Below are 16901 nucleotides of genomic sequence, written 5' to 3'. Positions count from 1 at the left end.
TTTGCTCCGGAAGCGTCCGGAGCCGCGCCGGGACCGGAAAGGCCGGCCCGACTTAGACGCGCACGACGAGCCAGGCTTACAGCCGCCGGCGCCGGCCGACGTCGCGGCGCGCCGGACCGAAGAGACGCGCCCAGGCGAGGCCCAGCGCGATCCCCAGGCCGAAGAGGCCCGCCGCGACCAGGGCCAGGGTCGAAGGCGCGCGGCCGTCCAGGCCCGGGAAGAGGACCGTCAGGAGCGGTTGCGCCATGCCGCCGACGACGACGGCGGCGAAGGCCAGCACCAGGAAGGCCGCCGCGGGCCGCCGTGAAGGTGGGCGCGGCGGCGCGAGGGGCTCTTCGCCCGGGCGACCCCGCCGGCCCGTCGGTCGCCGATCTCCACTCATGAACTCTGCATCCCTCGCGCGGAGGAGCGTACCTGGCCCTCGGCTTCCAGGACGCGCGCGCGCCGTGGGGGGTTACGATCGGGTGGCGCTAGAACAGCAGCCGCAGCCCGGCCCGGCCTGAGGTTTCCTCGCCGTCCCCGCCCGCGGCCGTGAGCCGCCGCCGAGTGGCGCCGTAGCGGCGGGCCCAGCTGACCCCCACGTAGGGCGCGAAGTTGCGCGAGACCTCATAGCGCAGGCGCAGGCCCGCTTCGGTGTCCATGAGACCCGGCCCCTCCAGCAGCTTGGGATCGGCCTTGGTGGAGAACCGCACCGTCAGGAACGGCTCGGCGAAGACCCTCTGCGTGAAGGTGAGCTCGTAGCTGGTCTCGAGGCGGCCGGTGAGGCGGCCGCCCTCGCCCAGGAACGCCGCGGCGTCCACCTCGAACCAGTAGGGAGCGAGCCCCTGTACGCCCAGCACCGCCGACGTGCGGGCGGCCGGCTCCAGGGTCTGGCGCACGCCTGCCTGCACATCCCAGAATTCGTTGAGGGCCCGGGAGTAGAGGAGCTGGACGTCCGCGCGGTCCGGCGCGCCGGAGCCCTGCAGGTTGCCCGTGGTCTTCACCCACGCCCTCTGTTCGTCGCTTCCCACCCAGCCCTGGGCGTCCCAGTCGAAATCCTGCTCTCCCTTGGTCGACACCCCCCCGTCGGTTCGGGAGAGCCAGAAGCTATAGGGCGGCGCCGCGTCGCGGGGGTCGGCGGCGAGGGCGGGCGCAGCCAGGCCCGCCAGGGCGGCGGCCAACAGCAGGGGTCTCATGGATGTCTCCTGGAATGTGCGGGACGGGTCTAAGGGGCGACCACCTCGGCCACCTGCAGGGTGGTCATCATCCCGGTCGCGGCGTGGAAGAGGATGTGGCAGTGGAAGGCCCAGGTCTTCAGGGCGTCTACGGTGATGTCGGCCGTCACCGTGCTGTTCGGCCCGACGATCACCGTGTGCTTGCGCGCGCCCAGCGCGCCGTCCGCCTTGACCAGGTCCATCCACATCCCGTGCAGGTGCATGGGGTGCTCCATCATGGTCTCGTTGACGATGCGGACCCGCACGCGCTCCCCGTAGCGCACCTTCAGCGGCGGAACGCCCGGCCATTTGCGGCCGTCGATGGACCAGTAGTAGCGGTTCATCGAGCCGGTGAGGCGGATCGTCACCTCCCGCGCCGGCGGCGTGCGGTCGGGATAGGCGCGGGCGGCGGCGAGGTCGTCGTAGGCCAGCACCGTGGCCGGCGGGGTGAGGCCGGGGTGGAGGTGCGCCTCCATGGCCACCTCGTCCATGTCCATCTCCGGCGTTCGGGCCGCCTCCATCCCGGGCATGTCGTGGCGGGCGAGCCGCGGTGCGGGTTCCGGCGCGCCGTGGCCGGCGTGGGCGCCCGCCGCCATCTTCATCCCCGGCATGGGCATGTCGGCCAGGGTGCGGACGGGCCGCGGGTCGAGCCTGGGAACCGGCGCGGTCATGCCTTCGCGCGGCGCCAGGGTGGCGCGGGCGTAGCCCGAACGGTCGAAGGCCTGGGCGAAGAGGGTGTAGGCCTGGTCCTGCTCGGGCTGGACGATCACGTCATAGGTCTCGCCCATGGCCATGCGGAACTGGTCCACCTCCACCGGCCGCACGTTCTGGCCGTCCGCCTGCACCACGGTCATCTTCAGGCCCGGGATGCGGACGTCGTAGAAGGTCATGGCCGAAGCGTTGACGAAGCGCAGGCGGACCCGCTCGCCGGGGCGGAAGAGCGCCGTCCAGTTGGCCGCCGCATCCTTGCCGTTCACCAGGAAGGCGTAGCCGGAGACATCGGTGAGGTCCGTGGGGTCCATCCGCATCCGGCCCCAGGCGAGCCGGTCGCGCACGACCGCGGCGCGCGCCTCGCCGTCCGGCGCGCGCCGGAGGTCGGTGACGAGGTCGCCCACGGTGCGGCGGTTGTAGTTGTACCAGCCGCTGTCCTTCTTCAGGTTCCGCAGCGCGCGGTAGGGGTTCTCCTTCAGCCAGTCCGACAGGACGACCACGTACTCCCGATCCGCCGCGATCCCGTCGGGTTCCGCCGGGTCGATGATGATGGGAGCGAAGATCCCCTGCTGCTCCTGCAGGCCGGAGTGGCTGTGATACCAGTAGGTGCCCGACTGCCGGACCTTGAACCGGTAGGTGAAGGTCTGGCCGGGCTTGATGCCGTCGAAGCTCAGGCCCGGCACGCCGTCCATCTCCTGCGGCAGGATGATCCCGTGCCAGTGGATGGAGGCGTCCTCCGCGAGCCGATTGGTCACGTTGAGGGTGACCTCCTCGCCTTCGCGCCAGCGCAGCAGCGGGCCCGGAATCTGGCCGTTGATGCTCAGCGCCGGCGCGGTCTTGCCGGCGGCCGTGACGCTGGAGGGCTGCAGGGTGAGGTCATAGACGCCGCCGAAGGCGGGCGCGGCCAGCGCCAGGGCGACGAAGGCCGAGGCCGAAGCAAGCAAACGCATGTGAGGTCCTGTGCGCGAGATCGTGCTGAAGACGCAGCACGCCGCGGCGGCTTACGCGGCGGCGGCGCGGCCGTGCGCCGCAGGGCCGGGGCTCAGCCCTCGCGCGGGTCTGCGAACCCGGCCTCGACCAGCGCCTCCGCCATCGCGAACTCCTCGTCAGCGGCCTCGACCAGGACCCGGACCCGCCCGGTCCCGATCTCGGGCGCGCCCGCCGCATTGCGCACCGGGTCGATCTCGACGCCGAGCCAGGCCGCCTGCGCGCAAATCCGCGCGCGCACCTCCATGGAGCCTTCGCCCACGCCGCCGGTGAACACCAGGGTGTCGATCCCGCCCAGCACGGCCGCGAGGGCGCCGATCTCCCGGCTGACCCGATAGACGAAGAAGTCGATGGCCTCAGCGGCCTCGGCCGTAGAGCTGGCGAGCAGGGTCCGCATGTCGCCGGAGACGCCGGAGAGCCCCAGCAACCCCGCCTCCTCGTAGAGCAAGTGGCTCACCTGGCGCGGCGTCAGCCCGCGGTGCTGCAGCAGGTGCAGGATCACCCCTGGATCCATCGCCCCGCAACGGGTGCTCATCGGGACGCCGTCGAGAGTGCTGAACCCCATGGTGGTGGCGAGGCTGGCGCCCGACCGCAGGGCGCAGAGGCTGGCGCCGCTGCCGAGGTGCGCCACGACGGCCCGGCCGCCGCGGCCCTGCGGGTCGAGCCGCCGAAGGCGGCCGGCCACATGGGCGTAGGACAGGCCGTGGAACCCGTAGGCGACCACGCCATCCTCGATCAGCCGACGGGGGAGGGCGTAGAGCCGCGCGAGGCGCGGCTGGTCGGCGTGGAACGCGGTGTCGAAGCAGGCGACATGCATGGCGCCCGCCAGGCGCCCACGGGCCACGTCGGCGACGTCCAGGCTGGCGTCCTGGTGCAGCGGCGCCCACGGCGAGAGCGCGCGCAGGGCGACCAGGGTCGCCGGGTCGAGCGCGGCCGGCGCACGGAACGTCGCCCCTCCGTGCACGATGCGGTGGGCGACCAGCGTGACGCCCTCTAGGAGACCGTGCGCCTTCAGCCGCGCGAGCAGGCGCTCGGCGGCCTCGTCCGGGCTCAGGGGCCCGGGAACCGGCTCCGACCCCGGTGCGCCACCCTCCCGCTCGAGCTTCAGTTGCGGCGCGCCGCCGAGATCGCGGAGGCTCCCGCGGGCGAGCCGGCGTAGGCCGCGCGGCTCGAACAGCGCGAACTTGAGGCTGGACGACCCCTTGTTGAGGACCAGCAGGCGCCTGGGTGGAACGTGGCTCACGGTCTGGGACGAGGGCGTGGCATCGGCTAAGCGTATCCATCTATGGGCGGGCGCTCCAGCGTGGAAGCCCGTTGGGCTTGGGGATATGTGGCATGTGCTTCTCGGCGGCGGCGAGCTTCACGGCGGCGGGTGTCCTGGCGCCGCTCGGCGCGGTCAGCTTGGCGCGGGCCTGGCGCGGGGATCGCCGCTATCTGGCGCTGTCCGCCCTTCCGGTGCTGTTCGCCGCCCAGCAGCTCATGGAGGGGTTCGTCTGGCGCTTCGGCGCGGCCGGCGACGCCGCGGTCGTGGAGCGCTTCTCGCTCGCCTACCTGTTCTTCTCCTGGCTCGCCTGGCCGGTGTGGGTGCCGTTCTCGGTCTACTTCCTGGAGCCGGGGCGGCGGCGGCCGGTCTACCTCCTGCTGGCCGTCGCCGGCGGGATGCTCGGCGGGCTGCAGTATGTGCCTTACTTCGCCCATGAGGGGTGGCTCGCCACCCGGTTCCTGGGCGCCGCGATCAGCTACGAGGGCAAGGCGCTCCTCGACTATGTGATCGGCCGCGAATTCACCTATGCGATCTACCTCTTCGTGGTCATCGGGCCGCTACTGCTGAGCACCGACAAGGACGCGCGGGTATTCGGGGTGCTGGTGGCCCTGGTCTTCGTGGCCACCTACCTATTCTTCCAGTACGCCTACATCTCGGTCTTCTGTTTCGGCGGCGCGCTGATGTCGCTCTACCTCGTCTGGCGGCCGTTTTCCTCGGGTGGCCTTCGGGGTAAGGCATGGGCGTTGCGGGCGCCCGCCTAGGCCGAGCGGAGCCTCGATCGGATCTCCAGGGTGCGGCTTCGCTGCGTCCTCAGTAATGCCGTCATGAGGCCGTGCCCGCCCCGTCTGAGCGTAGCCGCTGTGTAACCCCGCAGCGGATGGAGCGTCTTTCCGCTGCTCCTGCCCGTCAGCGGCGGGACAGCTGACGCATGCGAGGATCGCCATGGTCACGCCTTTACGGAGAGTGCTCGCCCGCGCCAGCCTGGCGCTCGTGCTCGGCGCAGCAGTCCTGACCCACAGCGGGGCCGCCCGCGCGGACGGCGGTTATGGCCAGGGTGGCGTCAGCCCGACAACCTCGCGCGGCGGCGCAGGAGGGTCAGCTGCAAGGCCCGAGCGAGAGATCGCCTATTCGGACTTCATCGTTCTGGTCAACGGCGACAAGGTCCGAGAGGTTGTCCTCGCCGGCCAAACCGTCTCGGGCGCGCTGACGGATGCGAGCCGCTTCCGCACCTTCGCGCCGCAGGATCCCGGACTGATATCGCGCCTCGTGGACCACCGCGTTCGGGTGACGGTGACGCCCCGGGCGGGCGGCGGACTCCTCCCGGCCGCCTTCGGCTTGCTGCCCCTCCTGGTTCTGGCCTTGGTCGCGATCGGCTTCCTAGTCTGTCTTCGGCGACCGGCGACCGGCGCCGGCAAGGCGCTCGGGTTCGGCAAGTCTCGCGCGCAGGTGCTGGCGCCGGAGGCCTGCCGCGTCACCTTCAAGGACGTGGCCGGCATCGACGAAGCCGAACAGGAACTTCGCGAGATCGTCGAATTCCTCAAGGAACCGGCCAAATTCGGGAAGCTCGGCGGCAAGGTCCCGAAAGGTTGCCTGCTCGTCGGCCCGCCCGGGACCGGAAAGACCCTGCTCGCGCGGGCCATCGCCGGCGAGGCGGGCGTGCCGTTCTTCAGCATGTCTGGATCGGCCTTCGTCGAGATGTTCGTGGGCGTCGGCGCCTCGCGGGTCCGCGACCTCTTCGCCCAGGCCAAGGCCCGCGCGCCCTGCATCGTCTTCATCGACGAGATCGACGCGGTCGGCCGTCACCGGGGCGGCGGCATCGGCGGAAACGACGAGCGCGAGCAGACGCTGAACCAGCTGCTGGTGGAGATGGACGGCTTCGACGCAAATGAGGGCGTCATCCTGATCGCCGCGACGAACCGGCCCGACGTGTTGGATCCCGCTTTGCTGCGCCCTGGACGTTTCGATCGCCAAGTGGTGGTACAGGTTCCGGACATCGAGGGACGTGAGCAGATCCTGAAGGTGCACTTGGGAGGCTCCCCCACCGCGCCGGACATCGACATCCGGGTCATCGCGCGGGGCACGCCCGGCTTTTCGGGCGCGGATCTCGCCAACCTGGTCAATGAGGCGGCCCTGCTGGCGGCCCACAACGGCGCCGAGCACATCACCATGGCCGACTTCGAGGCCTCCAGGGACAAGGTGCTGATGGGAGCCGAACGCCGCTCGGCCGGGATGACCGAGGGCGAGAAGACGATCACCGCCTATCACGAGGCGGGCCATGCGCTGGTGGCGTTGTATTCGCCGGGGCACGACCCGCTGCACAAGGTGACGATCATCCCCCGGGGACGGGCGTTGGGCGTGACTATGTCGTTGCCCGAGCGTGATCGTTACGGCTTCGCCAAGATGGAGCTGGAAGCGAAGATTGCGATGATGTTCGGCGGGCGCGTCGCCGAGGAGCTCACCTTCGGCAAGGAGTGGATCACGACCGGGGCCAGCGACGACATCCGCCAGGCGACCGACCTTGCGCGCCGGATGGTCACCGAATTCGGCTTCAGCGAAAAGCTCGGCCCCTTGCGCTACGCCGACCACGAGTCGGGCGGGTTCCTCGGGCACGGCGGCGGCCTGCGCGGCAATGTGTCGGAAGCGACGGCGCAGATCATCGACGAGGAAACCCGCCGCATTGTCGAAGACGGCGAATCCAGCGCCCGACGGATCCTGATCGACCATGGCGACCAGCTGCGGCGCATCGCCGAGGCGCTGCTCGACCGCGAAACGCTGTCTGGCGAGGATGTACGCGCCCTGCTCGGCGATCAGCCGAACGCGCGGCCGCCGAAAGATGATCGCCCCGCCTGATCGTCGAAAGACCGTACCCCGCCACGGCGACGATGCGTCGACAACGAGGACCGGTCATCGTCGTACAGAACGCGGCCGACCATGACCTGTGCCTCGTTCTGGCCCGGCGCTGCGGGCTCCACGATCGGGATCGGGTTCTGCCGGGCCCACCGCGTGGGGCCCATCCGCGCTCACTTCTTGGAATCCATGCCCTCCATCTTCGAATGGTCCATGCCGGGCATGTCTGTGTGGTCCGCCGCGGCGGGCTCGGTGGCCCGCTTGGGCGGCTCGGACTTGGCAGGCGCCCGGGCCGTCGAGGTCGAAGGCGCCACCGGGGCGACGGCCGGGTTTGTGGCGTCGGATCCGGCGGGCGTCGTGGCCGCCGCCGAGGGGGCGTCCGGCGGCGCCGGGACCGCCTCGGCCGGGGCTTGCGCCTCCTGTCTCTGGCACGCCGCGAGCGCGAGGCCGAGACCGAAGGCCAGGCCGGTCGTCCGCATGATGTTCCGCATCGCACTTTCTCCTGCTTCTCTAGGTCCGGCGCAAGTGGACGCCTGTGGGGGATACGCACAGCTGACCCGTCACCCCGCGCCCCGGTCCTGCGTGCGCAATGCGGACGCAGGACCGGGCTCGCCTGTCCGCCTCTCGGCAATGCTCAGCGTCGCCGGTGCGCCGTGGCCGCCGGTTCGGCCGGTTCGGCGCCGCCGGTGAGGTCCGCGAGGATCGGGCAGTCCGGGCGGTCATCCCCGGCGCAGCAGCTCGACAGGTGCCGGAGCGTGTCGGCCATGGCCTGCATCTCGGCAATGCGGGCGTCGAGATCCGCCACATGGCGGTCGGCGATGGCCTTGACCTGGCGGCTGGGACGCTCCCGGTCGCGCCACAGCGAGAGCAGATGCTCGATCTCCGGAACGGAGAAGCCCAGCGCGCGGGCCCGCTTGATGAACCGCAGCTCGTTGACCCGCCGCTCATCGTACTCGCGGTAGTTCGAACCGGTGCGGCTAGCCGGCCGCACCAGGCCGATGTCGTCGTAGTAGCGGATCATCTTCGCCGAGACGCCGGAAGCCTTGGCGGCGCGTCCGATGTTCATGCCGCGGCTCCTGCGACGGGGGCGGCCCGCTGGCGTGTGGGGCGCGCAGGCCCGCCGGTGGGGGCGCGGAAGCCGCGCAGCCGCAGGGCGTTGCCCAGCACGCTGACGCTCGAGAGCGCCATGGCGCCGGCCGCCACCATGGGGGAGAGCAGGACGCCCATGGCCGGATAGAGCAGGCCGGCGGCTACCGGGATCAGCAGGACATTGTAGCCGAACGCCCAGGCCAGGTTCTGGCGGATGTTGCGCAGCACCGCGCGACTGAGCGCGATTGCGGTGGCGACGGCCCGCAGATCGCTGCGCATCAGCACCACGTCGGCGCTCTCGATGGCGATGTCCGTCCCGGCGCCCATGGCGATGCCGACGTCGGCGGTGGCCAGCGCCGGCGCGTCGTTGACCCCGTCGCCCACGAAGGCGACGTGGCCGTACCGCTGCTGCAGCTGCCGGACGGCTTCGGCCTTGCCGTCCGGGAGCACCTCGGCCAGCACATCGTCCAGTCCGAGGGCGGCGGCCACGGCGTCTGCGGTGCGGCGGTTGTCGCCCGTGATCATCACCAGCTTCAGGCCCTCAGCGTGCAGCGCCGCCAGCGCCTCGGGGGTGGTCGGCTTGATGGGGTCGGCGACAGCCAGGAGGGCCGCGAGTTCACCGTCCACGGCGACGAAGAGCGGCGTCTTGGCCTCGCGGCCCAGCTGCGCCGCCCGATCGGCGACGCGGCCGATATCGACGCCGAGCCGTTGCATGAAGCGGTCCGCGCCGATCTCTACGCGGCGCCCGTCCACCCGAGCGCTCGCCCCGAAACCGGGGACGGATTCGAACGCCTCCGCCTCGGGTATGGCGAGACCGCGGGCCTTCGCCGCCTCGACGACCGCCGCGGCGATGGGATGCTCGGAGCGTCCCTCCACAGCCGCCGCCAGCCGCAGCACGGCCATTTCGGCGAAGCCCTCCGCCGGCTCGAGGTCGGTGAGGGCGGGGCGGCCGAGAGTCAGGGTTCCGGTCTTGTCGAAGGCCACGGCGCGGACACCGCGCAGGCTCTGCAAGGCCTCTCCCTGGCGGAACAGGATCCCGAGCTCGGCGGCCTTGCCCGTGCCCACCATGATCGAGGTGGGGGTGGCGAGCCCCATGGCGCAGGGGCAGGCGATGATCAGCACCGCCACGGCGTTGACGAGGGCGAAGCTGAGCGCGGGGGAGGGACCGAGCAGCAACCAGGCGCCGAAGGTGGCTGCCGCGACGCCGATAACCACCGGCACGAATGCGGACGTCACCTTGTCCACCAGCGCCTGGATGGGGAGCTTGGCGCCCTGGGCGGCCTGCACCATGCGGACGATCTGGGCAAGCAGGGTGGCCGCCCCGACCTTGGTGGCGCGGAAGCGGAAGGCGCCGGTCTTGTTCACCGTGCCGCCGACGACGGCGTCGCCCGGTCCCTTCTGCACCGGAATGGGTTCCCCGGTGATCATCGATTCGTCCACGAAGGAGCCGCCGTCCACCACCTCGCCGTCGACGGCGATACGCTCGCCCGGGCGGACCACCACCACGTCTCCGGCGATCACCTGGTCTATGGGAACCTCTAGCTCGCGCCCGCCGCGCAACACGCGCGCCGACTTGGCCTGCAGCGTCATCAGGCGGCGGATCGCCTCGCTGGTGCGGCCCTTTGCCTGGGCCTCGAACAGGCGGCCGAGCAGGATCAGGGTCACGATCACCGCCGCCGCCTCGTAGTAGACGTGGTCGGCGCCCGCCGGCAGCAGCTTGGGGGCGAAAGTGGCGGCCGTGGAGTAGGCGAAGGCCGCGCTCGTGCCGAGCGCCACAAGGGAGTTCATGTCGGGCGTGCGGCGCAAGAGGTTCGGCACGCCCTTGCGGAAGAATCGCAGGCCCGGCCCGAACAGCACGAAGGCGGCGAGCGCGAAGCTCACGAGCCGCCAGGGCTGTTCGCCGATGGCGCCGGCGAGCCAGTGATGGACCCCGGGCACGAAGTGCCGGCCCATCTCCAGGAAGAACAGCGGTCCGGTGGCCAGGGCGGCGAGGATCACCGAGCGCTTCAGGCCGGCGATCTCGGCGTCCCGGGCCGCCTGTTCCCGATCGGTGTGGTCCGGACTGACCGCCGCGGCGGCCTCGGCCCGATACCCGGCCCGGGCTGCGGCCGCGACGAGGTCGGGGAGCTCGACCGCGCCATCGAGGACCACGACGGTGGCGCGCTCGGTCGCGAGGTTCACGCTGGCGGAGACCACGCCGGGCGCCGCGCGCAGGGCGCGCTCCACGCGGCCGACGCAGCTCGCGCAGGTCATGCCGTGGATGCGCAGCTCCCAGGTCCGCTCGAGCGGCTCATAGCCGGCCCTGCGGATCGCCTCGACGACGCCTGCGATCTGGTCGGTGGAGGCGAGGTCCACGTGCGCGCGCTCGGTCGCAAGGTTGACGCTCGCCGCGGCCACACCGGGCGCCGCCTTGATCGCCTTCTCCACGCGGCCCACGCAGCTGGCGCAGGTCATGCCGCGCACCGGAATTTCGATCGGCGTGAGGATGGCTTCGGGCATTCGGGTGTCTCCTGACCTTCGATGCCCACCTCAGATGCACCTTCCCATGATGGGAAGGTCAAGGTCTTCGTTGGCGCAGCCGCGCATTTTCTCTCCCATCGCGGGAAGGTTTTGCAGGTCCAGGCCGCCACGCGCCCGTCCACCCGCCCCGTCCGCCAAGCACCCGTCCATTCAATACTGATACGCGCGCGCGGAACGCATCCCTCACATTGAGAGGTGCGAGGCCGTTTCTGTCTTCCATTGCCGGAAATTCCGGAACCTGACCGCGCCGGGCGGGTTCAGCGGCAATCCATCAGAACGGGAGAGCGTCCATGCACGCCCAAGAGATGATCGCCACCCATCCGCACGTGCGCGGGAACACCAACGACACCCTCATCCGCTGCATCGAGGACTGTTACGACTGCGCCCAGGCCTGCACCGTCTGCGCCGACGCCTGCCTAGGCGAGGTGACGGTACGCGAGCTCACCCAGTGCATCCGCCTCAACCTGGACTGCGCCGATATCTGCGCGGCGGCCGGCGCCGTCGCCTCGCGCCGCACGGGGTCCGATGAGCGGACCATCCAGGCGGTGCTGACCGCTTGCCAGGAGGCCTGCCGGGTGTGCGCCGAGGAGTGCGAGCGCCATGCCGGAATGCACGAGCACTGCCGCATCTGCGCGGAATCCTGCCGGCGCTGCGAGCAGGCCTGTCGGGCCGCGCTGCAGACCTTCCACTGATTTCCGACCCCGAGGACGACGAGATGAAGATGATCGTTTTCTTGGCCGCTGCGGCGGCGCTTGCCGCCGCTCCCGCGCTTGGCCAGCCGCCCGCCAAGTCCGGCGCCCAGCACAAGGGCATGGATCACAGCGGCATGCAGCATGGCGCCATGGCCAAGCAGGACTTCATGCGGGTCATGCAGGACATGCACAAGACCATGATGTCGAGGGACGACGCCGACCCCGACCGGGCGTTCGCGTTGAAGATGATCGAGCATCACCGGATGGGCCTCGCCATGGTCGAGGTCTTGGAGAAACACGGCGACAACGCCGAGGCGAAGCGGATGGCGGCGCGCATGGCGGACGATCAGCGCAAGGACATCGCCGAGTTGCAGGGCTGGCTCGACCGGAACGGCGGCCGAACGCCCAAGCCTTAGGGCCGGCGGGGGAGCCGGGCCAGCCGAGTCCGCGCCGTGGCCGCTGTGGCGGCCTTGAGTCCTGGCCTGCCGGGCAAACGGCGCGGCGGCTTACTTGGTCCGTCGCGCCCACTCGGCGCAAGGTCGGGGTCTTGGGTAGCCTCAACCGTGGTGGGCGAACACCCGCGTTCGGCCTGCCCGGTCCAGCAGCAGAAGCGTCGCGAACCGCTCCATTTCGCCCGAGGGGCTTTCCATGCCCGGCGAACCAATGGGCATGCCCGGGACGGTGAGGCCGACCGCGTTCGGCTTCTCGGCCAGGAGCCGGGCGACATCGGCCGGCGGGACGTGCCCCTCGATCACGTATCCTCCCGCCACCGCCGTGTGGCATGACGACAGCTTGAACGGCACGCCGTACTGGGCGCGGACCGGGTTGAGGTCATCCACCACCCGCACCACGGGGTTGAACCCGGCGCGACGCATGTGCGTGATCCACCCGTTGCAGCAGCCGCAGTAGGGCGTCTTGAACACAACCAGCTCACGGGCGGGCGCCGCCTGGGCGCAGCCGGCGGCGAGCAGCAGGGACGCGGCGCCCAAGAGCAGACGGCGGCGGTGAGGGCCCGGAGGTGGGCGGTAGGTTGAACGCATGGGTGACCTCTTCGTCATGGCTTCGTATAGGGGGCCCGAAGGCCCCTGGCATTGATGCGCGTCAGGCGCGTGGCAGAACCCACGCGCCTGTGAAGGAGGTACGACCCACACCCCTGTGAAGGAAGTACGCGCCGCCGGAGCCGACCCCTCTTTTGAGGGGCAGGGCGCCTCTAATACGTATAGGCTGACGAGAACTCCCTTAAGGTGAGGCCATGAGCCCGAAGCTAGACGACTACCTGAATCAACTGAGAGCCGCGCCGCCGGAGACGAACCTCGACGGGCTCGAGGCCGATGTCCTCAGAGGCGTCGCCGCCGTGCGGGAAGCGCGGGCCGCCGCCAGCGTGTTCGTGCCCGTCCGCGCGGCCGCCGTGATGGTGGCCCTGGGCCTGGGGCTCGCGGGCGGGGGCTTCGCCGCCACAGCCACGGCCGGCGAGGCGGAAATCTCAGCCTTCTCCGTCCATGCCCACCTCGCCCCGTCCACGCTGCTCGACGGCCCCGGATGAGCCTCCTCACCCGGGGCTTGCTCCTGACGCTCGTCCTGGCCGCGATCGCCGCCGCCGGCGGCACCTGGCTCGGCGCCCGCTACATTCTTGAACAGCGCCGCCAGCCCTCGCTGCATGAGTTCGTGCATAGGGAGCTGAGCCTCTCCGAGGCGCAGGAGGCGCGGCTGCAGGCGATTGAGCAGGACTTTGCCGTGCGCCGCCGCGTTCGCGAGGCCGAGCTGCGCGCCGCCAACGCCCAACTCGCGGCCGCCATACAGGCGCGCCACGAATACTCACCGGAGGTGCAGGCCGCCATCGAGCGTTTCCACGTGGCCATGGGGGAACTACAGAAGGAAACCATCCTTCATGTCCTGGCGATGCGGACGATCCTGACGCCCAGCCAGGCGGCCAAGTTCGACCGCCGCATCAGCGAGGCGCTCACCGACCAGGCCCCGTGAGACCGGCGAGCGGGGACAGCGACGCAGCGCTGGCGGCGCGGGCGGTCGATGGCGACGATCAGGCCTTCAGCCTGCTGGTGCGCCGGCACAAGAACGGCCTCTACGGCTTCGTGCGGCGCTACGTGGGCGACGGCGATCCGGCCGTGGAAGTGATCCAGGAGACGTTCGTCGCCGCCTGGCGCGCCCTACGCCGCTACGATCCTTCGCGCCCTTTCGGGGTGTGGATCCGGGCCATCGCGCTCAACAAGTGCCGCGACCGCGCTCGGCGCGCCGCCGTACGCCGCCTGGTGTTCGCGGACCGCGACGCCGACTCGCCGGAAGCCCGCCACCAACCGGACCCGTCGCCGGACGCCGAGTCGTCCATGTTGCAGGGCCAGCGGCTGGCGGCCCTCGAGCGGTCGATCGCGAAGCTGCCGCCGAAGCTGAAGGAACCGGTCCTGCTCACCTATTTCGGCGAACTCTCCCAGCAGCAGGCGGCGGAGCTCCTGGGGATCAGCGTCAAGGCGGTGGAGACCCGGCTTTACCGCGCGCGCCATCGCCTGGCGGAACTGCTCAGACTGGAACCCGAATAGCGCAAGCGTGACGAGGGAAACGAGGCGCGGGCGCGTATTCCCTTCAGCCGCTGCGGTCTGCCGTCATCCCCTTGACGTGCCGCCGCGGGAACCGCCATCCCCCATCGCCCCGATGAGGACAGGACATATTCTAATGCGTCGACGCGCCGTCCCCGACCTTGACCGCCGCCAGCTCCTGCATGGCGCCGCCGCGCTCGGCGGCGGGGCCGCCCTCAGCGCCCTGCTGCCCGGCTGGGCCGCCAGCGCCAGTCCCGGGATCGCGCCTACCCTGGCGACCCTTTCCGGGGACGACATCAAGCTCAGCATCGGCCACAGCTCGCTCACGGTGGACGGGCGCCGTGGGCACGCCGTCACGATCAACGGCACGGTGCCGGGACCTCTCCTGCGTTTGAAGGAGGGGCAGAAGGCCCGGTTGTCGGTCACCAACGCGCTGAAGGATGAGGACACCTCCATCCACTGGCACGGGCTGCTCGTGCCGTTCGAGATGGACGGCGTCCCGGGCGTGAGCTTCCCCGGCATCCCGCCGGGCGAGACCTTCGTCTACGAATTTCCCCTGATCCAGTCCGGGACCTACTGGTACCACAGCCATTCGGGCCTGCAGGAAGCGCAGGGCCACTACGGCCCGATCATAATCGATCCGGCCGCGCCCGACCCGGTCCAGTACGACCGCGAGCACGTGCTGGTGCTGGCCGACTTCAGCTTCCTGCATCCGCACCGCATCTTCCAGAAGCTCAAGCAGCAGGGCGGGGTGTTCAACTACCAGAAACAGACCATCGCCGGCCTGCTCGCGGGCAAGGACCAGACGCTGGCTGAGCGCATCGAATGGGCCAAGATGCTGATGGACCCCACCGACATCTCGGACGTCACCGGCTCGGTCCTGAAGTTCCTCATCAACGGCCATGGCCCTAACGAGAACTGGACCGGGCTCTTCAAGCCCGGGGAGCGAGTGCGGCTGCGGTTCATCAACGCCGCTGCGCAGATGATCTTCAACGTGCGGATCCCCGGTCTGCGCATGACCGTGGTGGCGGCAGACGGCCAGAACGTCCGCCCGGTGGAGGTGGACGAGTTCCAGATCGGCAATGCCGAGACCTATGACGTCATCGTCCAGCCGCTGGAGGACCGCGCCTTCTCCATCGTCTCCGAGGCTGTGGACCGGTCCGGCATGGGGCGCGCCACGCTGGCGCCGCGTCCGGGCATGACGGCGGCCCTGCCGCCGCTGCGCGAACGACCGCTCGCGACGATGAAGGACATGGGCATGGACATGTCGGCCCACGCCGGCAACGGCGCCGCGGCCGGCAAGGCTACGCCGATGGACCACAGCAAGATGCCCGGGATGGACCATGGCGCCATGGCCGGTGCGGCGGCGACGGCAGGCGCCCCGCCCCCCGGCACGGCGCCGCCGCGACTACGCGGATCGGACGTCATGGGGGACATGGGCGGCATGGACATGGACATGCGCGACCCACAGAACGCGCCGCAGGTGAAGATGGGCCCGGGCGTGCAGATGATTTCGCCCATGCCGATGGATCGGACGGGCGATCCGGGGCAGGGCCTCGAGAGCGTCGGCCACCGGGTCCTCGTCTATAAGGACCTGGTGGCGCTGGAGCCGAACCCCGACGCGCGGGCGCCCGAGCGCGCCCTCGAGATCCGCCTGACGGGGAACATGGAGCGCTTCATGTGGGGGTTCGACGGCCGCAAGTTCAGCGAGAAACCGCCGCCCTATTCATTCCGCAAAGGCGAGCGGGTGCGCGTCACCCTGGTGAACGACACCATGATGACGCATCCGATCCACCTGCACGGGCACTTCTTCGAACTCGTCCACGCTCCGGTAGGGTATCTGCCGCGCAAGCACACCGTGAACGTCCTACCCGGCGGGAAGGTGTCCTTCGACATCACCGCCGAGAGCGGCGACTGGGCGTTCCACTGCCACATGCTCTACCACATGCATGGCGGCATGTTCCAAGTGTTCAAGGTGCGACCGTTGGAAGGAGAAGCGGCGTGAGGCGCCTCGTCCTGATCACCCTGCTGCCCGCCGCCCTCGCCACGCCGGTCCTGGCCCAGGCGCCGAATCCTCACGCGGGCCATCGGGCGGCTGCGCCCGCCCAGCCCGCGGCCGATCCGCACGCCGGGCACGCCATGCCCGCCTCGCCGCCGGTGCCGAGCCCCCCGGACCCTCACGCGGCGCACGGTGCTGCGCCGCCGTCGGCGGCGGCGACCGACCCGCACGCCGGCCACGTCATGCCCGGAATGGCTGCGGGCGGGATGACCGGCGCCGACCAGCCGGTCGGCTCAGCGGCGCCCCCGCCTGCGCCGCCGGACAATGCGGCCGACCGGGTGTTCGACCTCGGAGCCATGAACCGGGCGCGCGGCGTGATCCTGGCGGAGCATGGCGCGACGCGCGTCTCCAAGGTCATGGGCAACTTCCTCGAGTACAAGTCCGAGCCCGAGGGCGGCTACCGCTGGGATGTCGAGGCCTGGTACGGCGGCGACATCAACCGCTTCGTCCTCAAGACCGAAGGGGACGGCGGCCGGCCGGACGGCGTCGAAGCGGCCGAGGTGCAGGCGCTCTATTCTCGCGCGGTCGCCCGCTACACCGACGTGCAGTTCGGCGTTCGGCAAGACTTCGAGCCGAGCCGGCGCACCTACGCTACGGTGGGGGTGGAGACCCTGTTCCCCTACTGGTTCGAGGCGGAGGCGGCCCTGTTCCTGTCCGACAAGGGGGATCTCCTGGGGCGGCTGGAGGGGACCTATGACCTGCGCCTGGCCCAGCGCCTGGTCCTGCAGCCACAGGCGGAGCTCGGGGTCTCCGCCCAGGATATCCGCCGGACCGGCACGGGGTCCGGATTCACCCATGCGGAACTGGGGCTCCGGCTGCGCTACGAGATCCGCCGCGAGTTCGCGCCCTATGTGGGCGTCGCCTACGAGCGGAGCCTCGGCCGGACGGCCGACTTCGCTCGCGCGGCGGGCGAGGATGTAGGGAGTACGAGCTTCGTGGTCGGTCTTCGGGCCTGGTTCTGACCCTGGGGGCCGCCCTCGCCGCCGGCGC

The 16901-nt window shown here is 70.7% G+C and carries 17 protein-coding genes; 9 read left to right on the top strand and 8 right to left on the bottom strand.

What is annotated here, in order from left to right; genetic code table 11:
- Positions 1–76: 76 nt before the first annotated feature.
- The 4 genes from AX721_RS21290 to AX721_RS21275 all read right to left on the bottom strand — a co-directional run bounded on the left by AX721_RS21290 (position 77) and on the right by AX721_RS21275 (position 4134).
- On the bottom strand, positions 77–382 hold the full coding sequence (locus AX721_RS21290; RefSeq protein ID WP_156467313.1) for a hypothetical protein: 306 nt from the start codon (positions 380–382) through the stop codon (positions 77–79).
- Positions 383–470: 88 nt separating this feature from the next.
- Complete coding sequence (locus AX721_RS21285; RefSeq protein WP_068877980.1) at positions 471–1175, bottom strand: copper resistance protein B; 705 nt, start codon at positions 1173–1175, stop codon at positions 471–473.
- A 29-nt stretch (positions 1176–1204) separates the two neighbouring features.
- The gene (locus AX721_RS21280; protein WP_068877979.1) at positions 1205–2854 is read right to left on the bottom strand and encodes a copper resistance system multicopper oxidase; all 1650 of its coding nucleotides are present in this window, start codon (positions 2852–2854) and stop codon (positions 1205–1207) included.
- Positions 2855–2946: 92 nt separating this feature from the next.
- Complete coding sequence (locus AX721_RS21275; protein ID WP_068877978.1) at positions 2947–4134, bottom strand: acetate/propionate family kinase; 1188 nt, start codon at positions 4132–4134, stop codon at positions 2947–2949.
- 92 nt (positions 4135–4226) lie between these two features.
- Between AX721_RS21275 and AX721_RS21270 the strand changes: the two genes are divergently transcribed.
- Both AX721_RS21270 and ftsH read left to right on the top strand, forming a co-directional pair.
- Entirely contained in the window at positions 4227–4916 is a 690-nt protein-coding gene (locus AX721_RS21270; protein ID WP_068877977.1) for a DUF6629 family protein, read from the top strand.
- Between the two features lie 181 nt (positions 4917–5097).
- Positions 5098–7005, top strand: a complete 1908-nt coding sequence (gene ftsH, locus AX721_RS21265; protein WP_082765678.1) for an ATP-dependent zinc metalloprotease FtsH — start codon at positions 5098–5100, stop codon at positions 7003–7005.
- A gap of 170 nt (positions 7006–7175) precedes the next feature.
- On the opposite strand, the gene AX721_RS21260 is transcribed toward ftsH, so the two are convergent.
- From AX721_RS21260 to AX721_RS21250, 3 genes are all read right to left on the bottom strand, one after another.
- Complete coding sequence (locus AX721_RS21260; RefSeq protein ID WP_068877975.1) at positions 7176–7493, bottom strand: hypothetical protein; 318 nt, start codon at positions 7491–7493, stop codon at positions 7176–7178.
- A 143-nt stretch (positions 7494–7636) separates the two neighbouring features.
- On the bottom strand, positions 7637–8068 hold the full coding sequence (gene cueR / locus AX721_RS21255; RefSeq protein WP_068877974.1) for a Cu(I)-responsive transcriptional regulator: 432 nt from the start codon (positions 8066–8068) through the stop codon (positions 7637–7639).
- Complete coding sequence (locus AX721_RS21250; RefSeq protein WP_068877973.1) at positions 8065–10590, bottom strand: heavy metal translocating P-type ATPase; 2526 nt, start codon at positions 10588–10590, stop codon at positions 8065–8067. Before AX721_RS21250 ends, cueR begins: the two co-directional genes overlap by 4 nt.
- A 311-nt stretch (positions 10591–10901) precedes the next feature.
- On the opposite strand from AX721_RS21250, the gene AX721_RS21245 reads away from it, so the two are divergent.
- Together AX721_RS21245 and AX721_RS21240 are read left to right on the top strand one after the other, a co-directional pair.
- Positions 10902–11303: a four-helix bundle copper-binding protein gene (locus tag AX721_RS21245; protein WP_068877972.1), complete on the top strand. Its 402-nt coding sequence runs from the start codon at positions 10902–10904 to the stop codon at positions 11301–11303.
- A 23-nt stretch (positions 11304–11326) separates the two neighbouring features.
- Positions 11327–11719: a DUF305 domain-containing protein gene (locus AX721_RS21240; protein WP_068877971.1), complete on the top strand. Its 393-nt coding sequence runs from the start codon at positions 11327–11329 to the stop codon at positions 11717–11719.
- Positions 11720–11860: 141 nt separating this feature from the next.
- Here the strand turns inward: AX721_RS21240 and AX721_RS21235 are convergent, their stop codons facing one another.
- A complete protein-coding gene (locus tag AX721_RS21235) occupies positions 11861–12343 on the bottom strand; it encodes a DUF411 domain-containing protein (protein ID WP_068877970.1) in 483 nt (160 codons plus the stop codon).
- A gap of 212 nt (positions 12344–12555) precedes the next feature.
- Between AX721_RS21235 and AX721_RS21230 the strand changes: the two genes are divergently transcribed.
- The 5 genes from AX721_RS21230 (at position 12556) to AX721_RS21210 (ending at position 16873) form a co-directional block, all read left to right on the top strand.
- Complete coding sequence (locus tag AX721_RS21230; RefSeq protein WP_068877969.1) at positions 12556–12846, top strand: hypothetical protein; 291 nt, start codon at positions 12556–12558, stop codon at positions 12844–12846.
- Entirely contained in the window at positions 12843–13283 is a 441-nt protein-coding gene (locus tag AX721_RS21225; RefSeq protein WP_068877968.1) for a periplasmic heavy metal sensor, read from the top strand. Before AX721_RS21230 ends, AX721_RS21225 begins: the two co-directional genes overlap by 4 nt.
- Positions 13280–13855, top strand: coding sequence for an RNA polymerase sigma factor (locus AX721_RS21220; protein WP_068877967.1), 576 nt, complete (start codon positions 13280–13282; stop codon positions 13853–13855). Before AX721_RS21225 ends, AX721_RS21220 begins: the two co-directional genes overlap by 4 nt.
- Before the next feature lie 133 nt (positions 13856–13988).
- A complete protein-coding gene (locus AX721_RS21215) occupies positions 13989–15857 on the top strand; it encodes a copper resistance system multicopper oxidase (protein WP_068877966.1) in 1869 nt (622 codons plus the stop codon).
- Positions 15854–16873 (top strand): copper resistance protein B, encoded by a 1020-nt coding sequence (locus AX721_RS21210; RefSeq protein ID WP_068877965.1) that lies wholly within the window; start codon positions 15854–15856, stop codon positions 16871–16873. Before AX721_RS21215 ends, AX721_RS21210 begins: the two co-directional genes overlap by 4 nt.
- Positions 16874–16901: the final 28 nt, after the last annotated feature.

It is taken from the genome of Phenylobacterium sp. CCH9-H3 (assembly GCF_001557235.1).
Lineage (GTDB): Bacteria > Pseudomonadota > Alphaproteobacteria > Caulobacterales > Caulobacteraceae > Phenylobacterium.
Note: the sequence above shows the minus strand (reverse complement) of the source record. Positions and strands in the feature narration are given on the sequence as shown.

What these genes read in the sequence shown, in the direction of transcription:
- AX721_RS21290 (WP_156467313.1), bottom strand. Translation starts at nt 382, where the DNA reads ATGAGTGGAGATCGGCGACCGACGGGCCGGCGGGGTCGCCCGGGCGAA.
- AX721_RS21285 (WP_068877980.1), bottom strand. Translation starts at nt 1,175, where the DNA reads ATGAGACCCCTGCTGTTGGCCGCCGCCCTGGCGGGCCTGGCTGCGCCC.
- AX721_RS21280 (WP_068877979.1), bottom strand. Translation starts at nt 2,854, where the DNA reads ATGCGTTTGCTTGCTTCGGCCTCGGCCTTCGTCGCCCTGGCGCTGGCC.
- AX721_RS21270 (WP_068877977.1), top strand. Translation starts at nt 4,227, where the DNA reads ATGTGCTTCTCGGCGGCGGCGAGCTTCACGGCGGCGGGTGTCCTGGCG.
- ftsH (WP_082765678.1), top strand. Translation starts at nt 5,098, where the DNA reads ATGGTCACGCCTTTACGGAGAGTGCTCGCCCGCGCCAGCCTGGCGCTC.
- AX721_RS21260 (WP_068877975.1), bottom strand. Translation starts at nt 7,493, where the DNA reads ATGCGGAACATCATGCGGACGACCGGCCTGGCCTTCGGTCTCGGCCTC.
- cueR (WP_068877974.1), bottom strand. Translation starts at nt 8,068, where the DNA reads ATGAACATCGGACGCGCCGCCAAGGCTTCCGGCGTCTCGGCGAAGATG.
- AX721_RS21250 (WP_068877973.1), bottom strand. Translation starts at nt 10,590, where the DNA reads ATGCCCGAAGCCATCCTCACGCCGATCGAAATTCCGGTGCGCGGCATG.
- AX721_RS21245 (WP_068877972.1), top strand. Translation starts at nt 10,902, where the DNA reads ATGCACGCCCAAGAGATGATCGCCACCCATCCGCACGTGCGCGGGAAC.
- AX721_RS21240 (WP_068877971.1), top strand. Translation starts at nt 11,327, where the DNA reads ATGAAGATGATCGTTTTCTTGGCCGCTGCGGCGGCGCTTGCCGCCGCT.
- AX721_RS21235 (WP_068877970.1), bottom strand. Translation starts at nt 12,343, where the DNA reads ATGCGTTCAACCTACCGCCCACCTCCGGGCCCTCACCGCCGCCGTCTG.
- AX721_RS21230 (WP_068877969.1), top strand. Translation starts at nt 12,556, where the DNA reads ATGAGCCCGAAGCTAGACGACTACCTGAATCAACTGAGAGCCGCGCCG.
- AX721_RS21225 (WP_068877968.1), top strand. Translation starts at nt 12,843, where the DNA reads ATGAGCCTCCTCACCCGGGGCTTGCTCCTGACGCTCGTCCTGGCCGCG.
- AX721_RS21215 (WP_068877966.1), top strand. Translation starts at nt 13,989, where the DNA reads ATGCGTCGACGCGCCGTCCCCGACCTTGACCGCCGCCAGCTCCTGCAT.